Source organism: Propionicimonas sp. (assembly GCF_049840635.1).
Taxonomy (GTDB): Bacteria; Actinomycetota; Actinomycetes; order Propionibacteriales; family Propionibacteriaceae; genus Propionicimonas.
Genome location: NZ_JASGKL010000005.1, coordinates 1,778,801 through 1,792,696, shown reverse-complemented (window position 1 = coordinate 1,792,696; position 13,896 = coordinate 1,778,801). Strand labels below are relative to the sequence as shown.

The 13,896-nt window shown below is 69.3% G+C and carries 12 protein-coding genes and 2 pseudogenes; 3 read left to right on the top strand and 11 right to left on the bottom strand.

Translation table 11 applies throughout. From position 1 onward, the window contains the following. Positions 1-10 precede the first annotated feature (10 nt). The 3 genes and pseudogenes from QM779_RS13940 to QM779_RS13930 form a co-directional block, all read right to left on the bottom strand. Positions 11-889: a type II secretion system F family protein gene (locus tag QM779_RS13940; protein WP_428536227.1), complete on the bottom strand. Its 879-nt coding sequence runs from the start codon at positions 887-889 to the stop codon at positions 11-13. Then, positions 886-1,791 carry a type II secretion system F family protein gene (locus QM779_RS13935; RefSeq protein ID WP_428536225.1) on the bottom strand — a complete coding sequence of 302 codons (906 nt, stop codon included), beginning with the start codon at positions 1,789-1,791 and terminating at the stop codon, positions 886-888. Before QM779_RS13935 ends, QM779_RS13940 begins: the two co-directional genes overlap by 4 nt. Further along, a pseudogene (locus QM779_RS13930) lies at positions 1,791-2,432 on the bottom strand (ATPase, T2SS/T4P/T4SS family); the annotation flags it as partial. The pseudogene QM779_RS13930 and the gene QM779_RS13935, both read right to left, overlap by 1 nt. Positions 2,433-2,499: 67 nt before the next feature. Between QM779_RS13930 and QM779_RS13925 the strand changes: the two are divergent. Both QM779_RS13925 and QM779_RS13920 read left to right on the top strand, forming a co-directional pair. Then, positions 2,500-4,026 carry a recombinase family protein gene (locus tag QM779_RS13925; protein WP_428536223.1) on the top strand — a complete coding sequence of 509 codons (1,527 nt, stop codon included), beginning with the start codon at positions 2,500-2,502 and terminating at the stop codon, positions 4,024-4,026. A gap of 60 nt (positions 4,027-4,086) precedes the next feature. Continuing rightward, entirely contained in the window at positions 4,087-4,701 is a 615-nt protein-coding gene (locus QM779_RS13920) for a hypothetical protein (RefSeq protein ID WP_428536221.1), read from the top strand. Positions 4,702-4,860: 159 nt separating this feature from the next. On the opposite strand, the gene QM779_RS13915 is transcribed toward QM779_RS13920, so the two are convergent. From QM779_RS13915 to QM779_RS13880, 8 genes and pseudogenes are all read right to left on the bottom strand, one after another. Beyond that, a complete protein-coding gene (locus QM779_RS13915) occupies positions 4,861-5,769 on the bottom strand; it encodes a hypothetical protein (protein ID WP_428536219.1) in 909 nt (302 codons plus the stop codon). Between the two features lie 44 nt (positions 5,770-5,813). Further along, positions 5,814-7,211 (bottom strand): hypothetical protein, encoded by a 1,398-nt coding sequence (locus QM779_RS13910; RefSeq protein ID WP_428536217.1) that lies wholly within the window; start codon positions 7,209-7,211, stop codon positions 5,814-5,816. Beyond that, positions 7,208-7,411, bottom strand: coding sequence for a hypothetical protein (locus QM779_RS13905; protein WP_428536215.1), 204 nt, complete (start codon positions 7,409-7,411; stop codon positions 7,208-7,210). The genes QM779_RS13910 and QM779_RS13905 overlap by 4 nt, the downstream gene beginning before the upstream one ends. Further along, positions 7,404-8,036 (bottom strand): hypothetical protein, encoded by a 633-nt coding sequence (locus QM779_RS13900; RefSeq protein ID WP_428536213.1) that lies wholly within the window; start codon positions 8,034-8,036, stop codon positions 7,404-7,406. The genes QM779_RS13905 and QM779_RS13900 overlap by 8 nt, the downstream gene beginning before the upstream one ends. Continuing rightward, positions 8,033-8,704 (bottom strand): recombinase family protein, encoded by a 672-nt coding sequence (locus tag QM779_RS13895; protein WP_428536211.1) that lies wholly within the window; start codon positions 8,702-8,704, stop codon positions 8,033-8,035. Before QM779_RS13895 ends, QM779_RS13900 begins: the two co-directional genes overlap by 4 nt. Positions 8,705-9,149: 445 nt before the next feature. After that, positions 9,150-10,121: pseudogene (locus QM779_RS13890) on the bottom strand (integrase core domain-containing protein); the annotation flags it as partial. A 445-nt stretch (positions 10,122-10,566) separates the two neighbouring features. Beyond that, positions 10,567-12,468: an AAA family ATPase gene (locus tag QM779_RS13885; RefSeq protein WP_428536209.1), complete on the bottom strand. Its 1,902-nt coding sequence runs from the start codon at positions 12,466-12,468 to the stop codon at positions 10,567-10,569. Beyond that, on the bottom strand, positions 12,465-12,686 hold the full coding sequence (locus QM779_RS13880) for a hypothetical protein (protein WP_428536207.1): 222 nt from the start codon (positions 12,684-12,686) through the stop codon (positions 12,465-12,467). The genes QM779_RS13885 and QM779_RS13880 overlap by 4 nt, the downstream gene beginning before the upstream one ends. 426 nt (positions 12,687-13,112) lie before the next feature. On the opposite strand from QM779_RS13880, the gene QM779_RS13875 reads away from it, so the two are divergent. Next, positions 13,113-13,712, top strand: coding sequence for a hypothetical protein (locus QM779_RS13875; protein ID WP_428536205.1), 600 nt, complete (start codon positions 13,113-13,115; stop codon positions 13,710-13,712). Positions 13,713-13,896 lie beyond the last annotated feature (184 nt).

The following is a 13,896-nucleotide window of genomic DNA, read 5'->3' as shown; positions in this document are numbered from 1 at the left end:
TCCGCCCGGCTCAACCGCCGAGCAACCGCAGGATCGGGGGAACGAGAAAGAACAGGCCGAAAACGAGCGACGGAACGACCATGAACAGCGCCATCCGCTCGGACACGGCGGACGCGGCGATCCTTGCCTGGGTCAGGTGGGCGTCGCGCAACTCCCTCACGCGGGCGCGGAGCGCGACCGAGAGGGAAGCGCCGGCCTCGTCGAGGGCCATCACGTCGGCGACGTCGACCAGGGCGGGGAGTTCGAGTTCGGCGCCGAGCCGGCGGAGCTCAGGGTAGGGCGGACGTTGCTCGAGGCGGGCGCGCTCGAGCGCGTCCCTGATGGCGGCGAACACCGTGACGTCGCTGACGGCTGCGGCCGCGCGCAGGGCCTGGCTGCCCGAGGCGTTGGCCAGCCGCTCGAGGGTGACGAGGTCGAAGTAGGTGAGGAGGGCCTCGGTGGCGTCCTCGGTACGCTCGGCGTCCGCGCCGCGCAGAAGGAGGTCCGGGACGAAGAAGCCGACCACGGCCCCGGCGAGCCCGACGAAGGCGGGGACGGCGAGGCTGGTCCCGAGGAGGAGCGAGAGTGCTGCGCCGAACAGGGCGGGCAGGAACAGTCCGACCAGCGCGCCGATGACCTTGTGTGCGTCGTGGCGCTCGACGCTGCGTCCGGTGAGCCGGAGCCGCCGCAGCGTGGCGGCCGGCACCGGACGCCGCAGCCGTGCGCGCAGCCAGCCGCCGAGCCGGTCGATGCCGGTGCGGGGCTCCCCGGTGGGGACGGCGAGCCGCCCGTCCAGAAGGTCGAGCGCGTCGGCCAGCCGCGGCCGGACGGGGAGCGCGACGCCGGCGACGGCCCACACCCCGAAGCCGAGCAGGGCACCGGTCACGATCGCCAGAACGAGCGGGTTCATGGCGTCCGCCGGGGCTCGGGGTGCGCCTCGACGGCGACGGGGGCCGGGCGTCCGGCGAGGATGCGCTGGCGCGGTCGTGGGAGGGTCATCCGGCGCAGCAGGAGCAGCGAGCCGAGGTAGGCGGTGACGAGGGCGAGCAGGAGGACCTGGCCGATGTCGGTGCCGTAGGGGGCGAAGAACGAGCCGCCGAAGGCCAGCGCGAGCGCGAGGACGACGGCGGTGATCACCGTCACCTGACGGACGACGAACCGGGGCTTGGCCCGCTCGGTCTCGATCTCTCGCAGGGCACGCAGGCGGTCCTGGATGTTGTCGGCGAGCGCGGCCAGGGTGGTGCTCGCACCGGTGCCGCCGCGCTGGGCGGCCAGCGCGAGAGCGGCGAGGACGGCGTCCGCGTCCGCGCTGTCGAGGTCGTCGGCGAGCGCGAACAGTGCCTGCTCGATCGTCCAGCGGTCGTCGAGTCGGGCGATCAGCAGGCGGAGGTCGGACGCGATCGGCGTGGGAGCCTGCCGGACGGAGACCCGGATGGCGTCGGAGATCGAGCGTCCGGTGGGCAGCAGGGACGCCAGCGTCCGTACCCAGCGGTCGAGGGCCTCGAGCAGTGCGAAGTCGCGGTTGGCCGGGGCGGACAGCACCAGCGGCAGGCCGTAGCCGACGACAGGAACGAGTACGGCGAGCAGCGGCCACCCCGTCACGGAGGCGACGACGACCCCGGCCACGACGGCCAGCAGCACCTGCCACCAGCGCCGCCGGACGGCCCGGCCAAGACGACCGTCCACAAGACTTGTCCACAGGCCTGTGGATGAGGACCCGCCCGCAGCGGGAGGGGTGTGGAAACCCGCGATGAACAGGACGATGCCGCCGACGACCAGGACGCCGCAGAGGGCGGCGAGGAAGGTTCCCATCACGCCTCCCACGCCGTGGTGTAGGGCGCCAGCTCCGCCAGCAGGCCGGGCTCGGGGTTGAACCAGTCCTCACCGTCGTCGGACCGGTAGACCACGTGCGTCACGGGGCGCCCGTCCTCGAGGCCACCGGTGAGTTGGCGGATCTCGGCGACGGTGCGCGTCCGAAGGCCGCCGCACCAGGTGTCGTCGACGAGCCGGACGTGGACCAGCAGCGCGATGTGGTGGGCGATCTGGCGGTACGCCTCGTCCATGCTGAGCACGCCGCCCTGGGCCACCCGGGACGCGAGCCGGTCCATCGTGGACGCGGCGGAGTGCGAGTGCGTCGTGCTCAACGTGCCCGCGCCCGCCGTCATCGCCTCGAACATGGCGCCCGCCTCGCCGCCACGCACCTCGCCGACGACCAGCCGGGAGAGGTTCTGCCGCAGCGCCTCGGGGATCAGGTCAGCGACCGTGAACTCGCCGAGGCGACGCCCATGGAGCACCTCACCCATCCCGACCCGGGCCTGCAGCGCCACCATGTTCCGCCGGTGCGGCTGCAGGTGGGTGAGCAACTCGTAGTCGGTTTCCAGCGTCCCGAACCGCTCGGTCTCCGGGATCGCGGCGATCAGCGCGCGCAGCAGGGTGGTCTTGCCCGCGCCCTGCCCGGCGGAGGGTAAACCACTACCCTTGTAGCCGCGCCCACCGCGCCAGCCACCGAGGAGTTCCAGCATGTCACCGAAGAAGGTCCGTACCTGCGTCCTGTACGTGCGCATCAGCCTGCGTACCGATGAGTCGGTCAGCATCGCCCGGCAGATCGAGGCCGGGGAGGCGTACGCAACTGCCCGAGGCTGGAAGGTGGTCGGGATCTTCAAGGACGAGGGCGTGTCGGCCACGCACAACAAGCCGGAGGACCGGGCGGGCTGGCGGGCGCTGCTCGACTCCTCCACCCGGTTCGATGCCGTCGTGGTGTGGAAGGTGGACCGGCTCGCCCGGCGGGTGATCGACTTCCTGAACGCCAACGAGTCGGTCAAGGCCAAGGGTGCGGGCATCGTCGCGGTCGAGGACCCCATCGACATGACCACGGCGCAGGGTGAGGCGTTCGCGATCATGCTCGCGGTGTTCGGTCAGATGGAGTCGGCCGCGATGCGGGACCGGCAGCGGGCGGCGCGCAACTACCTGCTGCGGGTGGGCCGGTACCCGGGCGGTGTGCCGCTGTACGGCTACCGGAGCGTCCCGAACCCTGATGGGGCGGGCTACCTGCTGGTGCATGACGAGGAGCGCATCGGCTACGTCCGGGAGATGGTGCGGCGCACGCTCGCCGGGCTGTCGATCTACTCCACGATGCAGTGGCTGGAGGAGGTCGGAGCGCCGACGTCCAAGGGGTCGGAGAAGTGGCGCTACGCGACCGTGGAGCGGATCATCCGACACCCGCTGCTGGCGGGCATGGTGCCGCACAACCCCGGCAACACGACCAGCAAGGTTCGAGGGGACGATGTCGTGCGCGATGAGGACGGCCTGCCCGTGGTCGATGAGTCGCTGGCGATCATGCCGGTCAGTCAGTGGCGGGCGATGCAGGCCAAGCTGGCCGAGCCCTCGCGTGCCCAGCGGACGCCGGTAGCCCTCCGCCGCAAGAACTCCGGTCTGCTGTCGGGCCTGATGTGGTGCGCTGAGCACGCCGAGCCCGTGAGGATGTGGCGGGCGTCGCTCGGGACGAAGGACAGGCCCCGCCTGGCCTACCAATGCCGCGAGTGCCACCAATCGTTCTCCACTCCCGACGATCTGGTGATCGCGGAGTTCCTGACCCAGCGAGGCGACGTCCTGCACCTCAACATGGTCGAAGAAGTCGTTGAGGGCGGCTCGGTGCAGTTGCAGGAGGCGTCCGTTCGGCTGGCCGAACTCGGGCGCGAAGTGGTCAACGCCACCCCCGAGCGGGCTGTTGAGATCGTGGCTGAGATGACCCGGCTCAAGGAGGTGCAGGAGGAGGCCCGGCACCAGCCGCCGCAGGTTCAGTACGTGCCGGTCGGCGGCGAGACGCGGACCTTTGCGGAGGACTGGGAGGCAGCGCAGACCGATGAGGAGCGGCGGCTGATCCTCGGTCACGCCCTCGACCGCGTGCTGGTGCGCCGAGGCCGGCAGGGTGACAAGGGCGATGCGCTGAGGCTCGCCCGACTGACCTTCGACTGGCTGCCCGCTGGGCAGGTGTCCGAGCCGAGCGACGCGGAGCTCGCGGCCTGGGGCGCCACGGTCACCGGGTAACGCAGTGCACCGTTGGCCGATTCCCCCCGGCTGTCGGCGGGACCCTCTAGCCTCAGGAGCATGAGCGAGGAAACACGCCTTGCGCTGAAAGAGGCGCAGGCGAGACTGGACGAGGCATCAGGCCTCGCCGACGAGTTGAAGCAAACGCACCTTGAAGCGATTGCAGCGGGCATTCCCGACGCTGTCGACGCCTTGGCGCGTGCCGCAGCACAGGCCCAGCCAGAGGTCACAAAGGCCCTCGGCAAAGAAGGCGTCGTACAGTTCCGAGACGAGTTGGCCCGCGCGTCATCAGTGCTGGCGGCCGACGTTCGCGGAGCCGTCGGCAAGATCAAGTGGCCTGGTTCGTCGGAAGACACCGCACGGAACCGTGCTGTGACCTTCACCCTCTACGACTTCTTCAGGGGACAACGGGTCAACGCCATTGCTGCCATCTTCAGGAAGCATGGCTATGCCGTCCGTACGGGTCGAGACGGCAGCCAGACACTCATTCATCCGTACAGCCTGTTCAACGAGGACGCTCTCGCTCCGCTTACCGATGCTCTGAAGAAGGAGGCAAAGGCGCGAGACGCAGTCGCCCGGGCGAAAGCAGCGGACGATCGCGACATCGTCGACGACCTCTGGGGAGACGGACCTGCAGCCGCACGCCTGCCAGGGACACCATCGCGCGAGTGGTGAACGAGCATCCCGAGGTTCCGTTCTGAGGAACCCCGAGCCATCACCCGTGACAACACCCTGGGCAACACCAAGGCCCTCCGCGTACCGTTCCGCGGAGGGCCTTGGGGATGGTGCGGAGGGTCCGGGGCGAGTGACGAGAACGCCCCGGGGTCCGCTGGTCTACTCGGCGGCTGCCGCCTCCGCAGCGACCAGGGCGGCGGCGATGGCCTCCTGGTTGCGGACGGCCCGCCGGTGCTCGGCTTCGGCCTGGGCGACCTGATCGTTGAACTGGCCCTGCGCCCACTCCTGCCGGGCCTCGGCCGACTGCTCTTCCTGCCAGTTCCGGAAGGCGTGCCTGTGGGCCTCGGAGCGGTCGAAGGTGTCCTTCACGCTCGGGGTCAGATAGGGGACGCCGCCGCATTCGATGGCGAACTCGTAGCGGCTGGTCCAGTTCCCGGGGAGCTCCATCTGTGCCCGGGTGTCCGTGGCGAGCCGGTTCCAGGCGTCCTGAGTCCAGGCGAACAGGATGCACCACTCAGCGGCGTAGTCGTTGCGGGCCTTCCACAACGGCTGGCCGGGCTGCCAGGACAGGAGGGTCTGGTGCGCCTCGTGGATGCCTTGCCCCGCGTTGCGGTGCTCGGCGGCGGCGTACGGACGGTACGCCGTGTTGAGGATGCCGATCAGGGCCGGGCTGGCGGCGCGGATCGTGGCGGCGGCCTCGTTGATGGCGGTCGTCTTGGCGGCGTTGATGAGGGCGTCGGCCTTCGCCATCTCCCGGAGTCTGCCGGTCATGGCGGTGGTGAACCGGTCCTCCCAGTCGTCGGCCGCGAGGTCGCTCTTGTCGAAGATGGGCGAGGCGACCTTCAGCTTGTGGGCGCGCTGGGCGATGGTGGCGGTGGCCTCCAGGGTGTCGGCCACCTCGGCGGGCACCTCCAGGTGCAGCTTGGCGAACACGCCCAGCAGGCGCAGCAGTTCGTCGGAGCCGACGGGCACGGTGGCGCTGCTGCCGTAGGTGGCCCGCTGGAGGCCTCCCAGCTGGTGGATGGTGCGGGTGGCGGTAAGCGCCCGGGTGGTGGTGTTGTCGGTCATTGCCGTTCCTTCTGTTGCGGTTGCGGTGGTCACTTCTGGTCCTTTCACTGGAAGCTGTAGGTGGTGCCGGGCCTGGGGCCGGGCGGCTCGGTGAGGGTGAGCGCGACGGCGTCGGCCCGGTCAGGGGACGGCTCGCCCCGGGCGCGCATAGCGTCCTTGGATTCGATGAGGACTCGGCCCTTGGAGTCGAGCCTGTAGCGGAGCCGGGCCAGTTGGCGGGCGAGTTCGTCGTCGGCGGGGTCGATGTCCAGAATCCCGACCTCGAGCGCCTGCCGCACGCGCCAGTAGCCCTCTGCCCGGGCGTTGGCGAACAGCTTCGGGTCAGCTGCCTGAGCGGCGGCGATGATCGGCTCGACGTTCACCCGGTTCTCGTTGAGCATGTCGGTGACGCCGCCACCGACGCCGGTGTCATCGACCCGCACGACGCAGTTGTTGAACCGGCGGCTCAGGTTGGTGAGCAGCCCGGCGGTCTGGGTGGTGGCCCAGCCACGCACGCTCTCCATAATCCGAACCGACCAGCCCTGCCGAAGCGCGATCACGGTGGAGTCGCCGCCGAACCGGGCGACGTCGCAGCCGATGATGAACGGGTGCGGCCTGCCCGGGTAGGTGAACCGCTGCCCGGCCTTGATCTGATCCCACGACACCAGCGCGTCTGCATCCTTGGCGGGGAACTCTCCGAGCACGCGGGACGCGTACTGCGGGCTGTTCTCACCCCAGCCGCGACGGGCGTCCTCGACCCATTCCCGGGCGGGCAGCACGGCCAGCAGGTCGTCGCTCACAGCCTCCCCGGTGAACGCCGGGCTGGCGGTCACGGGTACGTGGATCGGCTCCCAGCCAGACCCAGGCTCGAACGCCTTCTCAAAACGTCCGCCTCGGCTGTCGGGGTTCCCGATTGCCAACTGCCGGGAGGTGGCCGAGGTCACCACACCGGCGACGGCGTCCCACAGCGGGTCGGGTAAGCCTGCGGCCTCGTCCAGGATCGCCAGCACGTGGCGGGCGTGGAGTCCCTGGAAGGCGACCTCGTCTTGGTCGGCGGGCTTCTGGCCGATCGCAACGAGGGTGCCGCCGATGCGCCACACGTTGTCGAGACCGATAGTGCCCGGCAGCCCGAGCCGGGCATGCAGCCGGCGAAGCTCGCCCCACAGGATGGTGGACACCTGACGCTGGGTCGGCGCGGTCGTCACGACCAGGGCCTCCCCCACCGGGAACCGCGACACCCACCACGCCGCCAACAGCGACGCAGTGAACGACTTGCTGACGCCGTGCCCAGCCCGCACCACGGTGCGCCGGTTGTCCCGCACCGAGGCCATCACCTCGCGCTGCTTGGACCACAACTCGATCCCGTTGCCCTCAGCCCAAGCCACCGGGTCGGCGGCCCGGGCGGCACGCTCGGACTCCCCGCCCATCAGGTCGAGCAGGGTCGTCCACACCTCGGCGGTCATGGGAGCAGGTCCGTCCGAGTCGCCTTGTTCCCGAACGCACGCAGGTTCATTGCCTTGCGCGCGGCGGCATCTAGCAGGAAGCCCTTGGCCTCTTCGAGCTCGTTGTCCGGCACCACATCCAGCAACTCGGTCACCACGTACAGAGCGGTGTCGTATTGCTCCTCCGACATCCGCGACCGGGGGTCTAGGGGTTCAGGCATCGCGGCCTCCAGTGGCGGTGAGCATGGCGAGGTTCCGATCTGAGGAGTTGGCAGGGCGTCCGCTGGCGCTCGGCTTGGGGATGAGACCGAGGGAGGCGAGGGCGGAACCGAGGGCGTCGGGCACCCGGGCTGCCTGCTCAGCGGTGAGGCCCAGCGCGTTCAGCACCCTGTTCATCACCTCGGCGATCTGGCGGGCCTGGCCCTCAGCGATCCGGGCCTGCTGCGCGATCACGAGCTCGTCCGCCTTGGAGGACACCACGACCGACGCGGCCTTGCTCAGCCGATCAAGCCACTCCCCCAGGAGGTCCAGGTTGGCGGGGTCGAGGCTGTGCCCGGCCCCCTGCTTCTGAAGCATCAGCACCACGCGCCCCGTGGAGTGGGCGGCGTGCAGCAGCATCTCCGCCGGTGTGGCGTCAGCCAGCGTCGGATCGGCCTTGGCCTCGGCCAACAACTCGGCCCGGGTAACGCGCTCCTTGGCCTTGGCGCGCACCTGTGGGGCGCTCCCGCCGTGCTTGTTGCAGACGGTCCCGCCTGAGATCGCCCAGCCACGGCAGCGCTCGCCGGTGGCGTTGCACTTGGCCTTGCAGCGGCGTTCATCGGACGGGATGAGTGGTGCTCTGGTCATCGGGTAACTCCGTTCGTTGCGGCGCGTCGGACCTCGACGCGACGAATGGCGGCCAGCACGTGTGCGTGGTGCCAGGCCTTGCATGTGTTGGTGGGTCGGGCCACGCCCTCGGCCTCCAGTAGCGCCGCGATGGCGGAGGCGCTGACGCCGTCCGCGTGCATGTCAGCGATGCGGTCCTCCACCTCGGCGGGGATGGCTGAGGGACGGCCCAGGTGCTTGCCCTCACGCCGGAGTTGGGCGAGGGCCTGGCGGGTGCGCTTGGCGATGAGCCGCCGCTCGTAGTCGGCCATGAGTGCGTGGATGGCGGCGGCGAGCCAGCCCTCGGGCTCCCGGGTGTCGAAGGACTGCTCGATGGCGAAGATGTTCCAGCCCTTCTCCTCGATCAGCCACAGGAGCCGCCACGCCTTGCGGCTGAGCCGGTCCAGGCGGGTGACCACCACGACGTCGGCCTCCCCGGCGTCGATGAGGCGCTGGACCCGCTTGTAGTCCACGCGCTCGTCGTCGGTGCCGGAGCGGGCGAAGTCCTCGTAGATGTCCAGGAGCTCCCAGCCCTTGACTGCGCAGGCAGCCGTGATGGCGTCGCGCTGCTGTCGGATCGACAGGCGCTGGTCCTCGTCGGTCTTGTCCCGGTCAGCCTTACTGACCCGGGCGTACCCAACTGCCTTCATCGGTGCATTTCTCCTTGTCATCGCCGGGAAACGTGCGGTTGCTAGCGAACGTTAGCCGAACATCTGTTCGATTACGCGTGCCCTGGTGCTTACTCTGGAGCTCTGTGATGTCTCAGGACAGCGGTGACAGTTCAGCATCAGGACATCGGTGACGGATCGTGTGTCAGGACTTCGGTGACGTTCGGTGGGTGCTGCGGGTCCGGCCGACGTAGGTCACCCCGGCCGCTGGTCGGGTGGTTTCCAGGAGGATCTCGCCGTTGTGGTCGATGACGGTGATCTGGTCGTCGTGTTGCTGGACGAGGACTTCGGCGAGGCCGTGTTCGGGGCCGACGAGGTATCGGACGTTGTCGAGTCCGAAGGTTCCTTGGCTGGTCAGGTGGCGGATCACGGTGCCGGCGGGCAGGTCGGGCGCCGGTGCGGGTCGGCGTCGCTTGCGGGGGCGGGGAGGGGTCGGCTGGCTGGTCAGGGGGCGGGGTGGTGCGGCTTTCGGAGTGGCGAGCCAGGCGGTCTCGGGGGTGACCCGGCCGGGCAGGCCTTGGTGGGGCCGCTGGGTGTTGTAGATCCGGTCGAAGGTGTCGACCTGGGCTTGCAGTTCCGCCAGGGACTCGGCGAGGGGTTGGGCGTCGAGCCAGCGGAACAGGGTTTGGTGGAAGCGTTCGTTCTTGCCCTGGGTGGTCGGCTTGTAGGGCTTGCCGGTGATCGCGTGGATGCCCATCCGGGTCACGTGGGTGAAGAGTTGTCCGGTGACACCGCGCCGGGACGGGTTGAGCGCGGCACCGTTGTCACTGAGGAGGCGTTGGGGGACGCCGTGGGCGGCGATGCCCTTGTCGACCACCGCGATCGCCGCAGCGGAGGTTTCGCTCCAGGCGACGTGGGAGGCGACCGCGTAGCGGGAGTGGTCATCGATCAGCTGGAAGACCACACACTTTCGGCCACCGGTGAGCACGTACTCGGTCGCGTCGAGCTGCCAGCACGCGTTCGGTGCCGGATAGACGAACCGGCGCCACGCGGCCCGTGGCCTCTTCTTCGGCTCGGCCCGGGCCACGCCGGCCTGGCGGAAGATGCGGGCCAACGCTGCGGTGGAGGGCACCACCGGCAGGCCCATCGCGGTCATCTTGTCGTGCACGCTGATCGGGCCGTGATCCAACCCGGAGGACTCCAGCACCTTGCGGACCGCGACCGCCTGCGCCTTCACCTGCTCGCTCAGCCGCGTCGGGGACGACCTCGGCCGCCGCGACCTCGGTTCGAGGACCGCCGCCTGCCCGTTGACCCGTGCCCGTTTGCGCAGCTCGTAGAACGACTTGCGCGAGATTCCGTGCTCGGCACAGAACGTCGACACCGCACCACGAGGGGCGTCGTCGGGCCACTCGGCGATCGCGAGACGGACAACAGGATCGATGGGGTCGTTGGCAGCCATCCGGCCAACCCTGCCGAGGAAGTGTCACCACCAAGAACCCCGGAACCGTCACCGATGTCCTGACGCAGAACCGTCACCGATGTCCTGAGAGATGACACTTACTCTGGAGCTCCCGAACTAGGGCTGGCTCATGGGTTCAGGAGCCTCATGGGCTCTCGGACGACGGCACCTCTTCCTCGGGGCTCGCCCCATCCGCCGACGCTGCTCCCTCTGGGCTCGGGCCTTCACTCGATGACGCGGCCAAAGTGGTCCTGCACTCCTCACTGCTCCTCCTCCGGTTGCCGGTTGGTCTCGATCACAGACACGCCCTGCTGGGCCTCACGCCACGCCGCTACGCCGCCCCTAAGAGGGGGGCGGCGGCGGCGTGGGGCGCGGAATGGCCGCGGAAGCTGCCACGCCGGGTCACGCCGTTCCGCTACGGCGTGGGCTCTGACTTCGCGCTTCATCACTTCTCGGCTCCTTCACGCCGTGCCACGCCGCTGTCCTCCGGCGTGACCGAACCGAGCCCGTCGCCCGCAACCGCCACGGCGTGGCCCTCGATGGGCTCGAAGTCCGCTTCTCGATCTCGGCGAAAGGCGACGGCCTCACGCACGACGGCCCGGCTGAAGCTGCACGGCTCGCCCTGCCCCTTGATCCAGGCCCAGGCCTTGTCCTGGCCCAGCCGGGCGTCGAGGCCGAGGGAGTCGAGCCACGCCACGCACTCATCGAGTCGGCGCTGGGCCGGGCGGGTGTGGTCGCTGCTGAAGGTGGTGTAGCCGTCGGCGTCTTGGCGGACGTGGATGGTGAGTTCACCGACGCCGCGCTGGCGCACCTTGCCGGTGCTGACCTGCACCAGGTCGCCGTGCGACTCCATCAGGTACTCCACGTCCACGTCGTCGCGCTTCCCCGAGGAACCGCGAGCGCCCCTGGCGACGTCCTTGCCTGTGTTGTCGGTGCGGATCACGGTGAGGCCGCGCGCCTTCAGTCGGACGCCGGTGTGGCGGTAGTAGCCGCGCGTCGTGTCGGAGTCGTTCTCTCCCGCCTCGGTGACGCGCTGGTAGCTGTCCAGCACAACCAGGTCGCCTCGCTCCATGCCGTACGCATCGAGGATCGCCATGAGGTCGTCGCCGCCGGTCTTGGTGTCCAGCGGGCTGAGTGCCGGCAGCGATAGGAGGACCAGCCGGTCGAGCCGATCAGTAGGCGTCAAGCCGAAGGACAGCAGGCGGTCGCGCAGGTCGTCGGGGGTGTTCTCCATGTCCACGTACAGGACGCGCCGGGCCTTGGGGATCGTCATGCCAGCGAACGTCGGCTCACCCTTGGCGACGGCGACGGCGAGGCCAAGAGCGATCAGCGACTTCCGGTGACCCGCTGGCGCCACAAAGGCGACGGACACCCCGGCCAGGATCATGGGCTCTACGACGTACTCGCGCGGTGGCTGGTTGGGGTTGAGCAGTTCGGCCAGGGACATCCGGGGGAACCGGTCGAGGACGCCGTCGTGCTTGGCGTCGGGCAGCGAGTCGAAGTCGGCCTCCGGGCTCTCGACGCGGGGGCGCTCGGGGCGGGCCTTGCTCATGGCTGACTCGCAGGAGGCATCGAACTCGGCTCGGGTGTACGGGTGGTCGCCGGGCGCGTCCTGCACCGCCTCCCAGAGCCGGTCCCCAACCTCGTCCTGGTCGAGGCAGTCCGCGAGCACGAAGTTGTAGAGCGGGAGCAGGTGGCGGCTGACGGAGTTGTTGCGCCCGCCCTCAGCCAACCGCACCTCGCGGCAGGCCTTGTCCAACACCGCGCGCGCCTTGTCGAGCTCCTGGGGCGTCGGAGGGGTACCAGCGTCAGGGCTCTCAGCCTCCGCCTCCGGAGAAGGGAGCCTCGTCCCGATCACATGGCGGAGACGGTTGGCAGCATCCGCCGGATGCTGGCCGAGGTCCGGCCACTCGTCGCGCGGCAGCACCCGGTATCCCTCCGTGGGCGGGGCCAGGACGAAGCGCCCTGAGCTCTGGAGGTCGATGCCGGGCAGCGGCTTGGAGCTCTCCAGCCCGAGCGCAGGGACGTACACATGCCAGCCACCAGAGGGTGTCGCAACGACGGCCACCGGCTCGGGCAGGAGGTTGTCGGCGGTGAGCCGGGCTAGCGACTGATCGCCACCATTGCGGGGGTCCACGTCGATGATGTCCACCGCCCCACCGCCGAGGACGCCGACTCCCTCGGTTGGCCGCAGTGCGGCCAGGACGCGGTCGTTCTGGTCAGGGCTGGAGGTCTGCCACCCCTTGGGCGCCCGGTACCGACCCTTGATCGCCCCACCCTTCTGGCGGGGCAGACTGAACACAGGGACGCCGAGGAGGTCCAGCTGCGCGAGGAAGTCGTCGGTCACGCACCCTCACCGCCCAGCAGCAGGAGGGCCAGGCGCTGGCGCTGATCCGAGGACAGGCGCGGCTCGGCGGCCATCACCTCGCGGACGTGACGCTCCAGCTTGGCGGCGCGGAGGTCGCGCTCCAGTTCAGCGATCAGTTCGAGGTCAGGCGGACGGTTGCCGATCTTCATGTGCGCTCGGGCAAGCGCCGACCGGGCCACAAGCACGGGGTCAGACATCGGAGTCTCCTGGGTGATGGCTAGGCCCAACTGCCCTCTTGGGCAGGTGCCGTCCCTCCGATGTGAACGGCTCACCCTCCAGTCACCCGTATCAACGGGTGCCGGGCCTCACGCATCCCGGCTGTCTCTCCGGCATTGGCGCTTCGACTCGCGGACCTAAGTTGCTGACTCCAAGGCTAGCGCGTGAAGGCACTACCGACCCAGCAAGGAACATCGCCATCGCGCCTTGTCAGAGGCATCTCGTTCGGCGCGCCGCGTGCCGGTCCGAAGCGGCTTCGGCCATGTTATCCACATGGTGTGGGTGGTTATCCACAGGCCGTCCACATGTCGTAACTTCGTCATCCCATCCGCGCGGTGTACGCCTGTTCGAATGTTCCATCCCCATGTGCTTGCACTCGGCCCATGTCCATGGGAGGATCTGATGTCATGAAGAACCCTGAGATGGAGGCTGTGCTGAGGCAGCTGGAGGAGCAGGCTCGTCAGCTGCGCTCGCAGGCCCAGCAGCTGCAGGCGCAGCTTGCCGTCATCCGGGAGAAGCTTGAGCCGATCAGCCAAGCCATGGAAGGACTGAAGAAGGTCCTCGCGCAGTCCGAGACGACGCCGGTTCCCCAACCGCAGCCCGACGCGGAGAGCAATCCGAAGCCGGTGGCCGCCGACCTCGACCAGCCCACGCCGCGCGACGAGGATGGCCCGGATGCTCAGCCTTACGCCGAATCGCTGCCCAGCAAGCAGCCGTGGATCGACCTGGCCTTCACAGAGGTGCCCATCGAGACCACGTTCCCCAACCGCAAGCGGTTCCGATCGACCAAGTTCGTCACTGACCTACTGACCGAAGACCCTCGCGTCTGGGGGTTCGAGGAGATCCTTCGGGCGTTCGAGCGTGCCGGAGCTACGTCGTCAATGCAGAACCCCGAGGGTGCCGTCCGCACGGCGATTGGACGGGCCATCAACAAGGGCGAGGTCGTCCAGGTCGACGACGACCACTACCGGGCGATCCGGGACAGCGATTTGTTGGGGGATACGTGATGGCCAAAAGTTGATCGGGCGAGCGCCCCGAGTAGCTGGACGCAGTGCGCTCGCCCCACGGTTCGTCAGGCGGCAACCTGGCGGATCGTCAGCCACAACAGAGTGGCAGGGAACCTTGTAGTTGGATTCCCGGGTCCGGTTTCGCAACCAACCTCATACTGCCGCGAGACGTCGCGGTAGACAA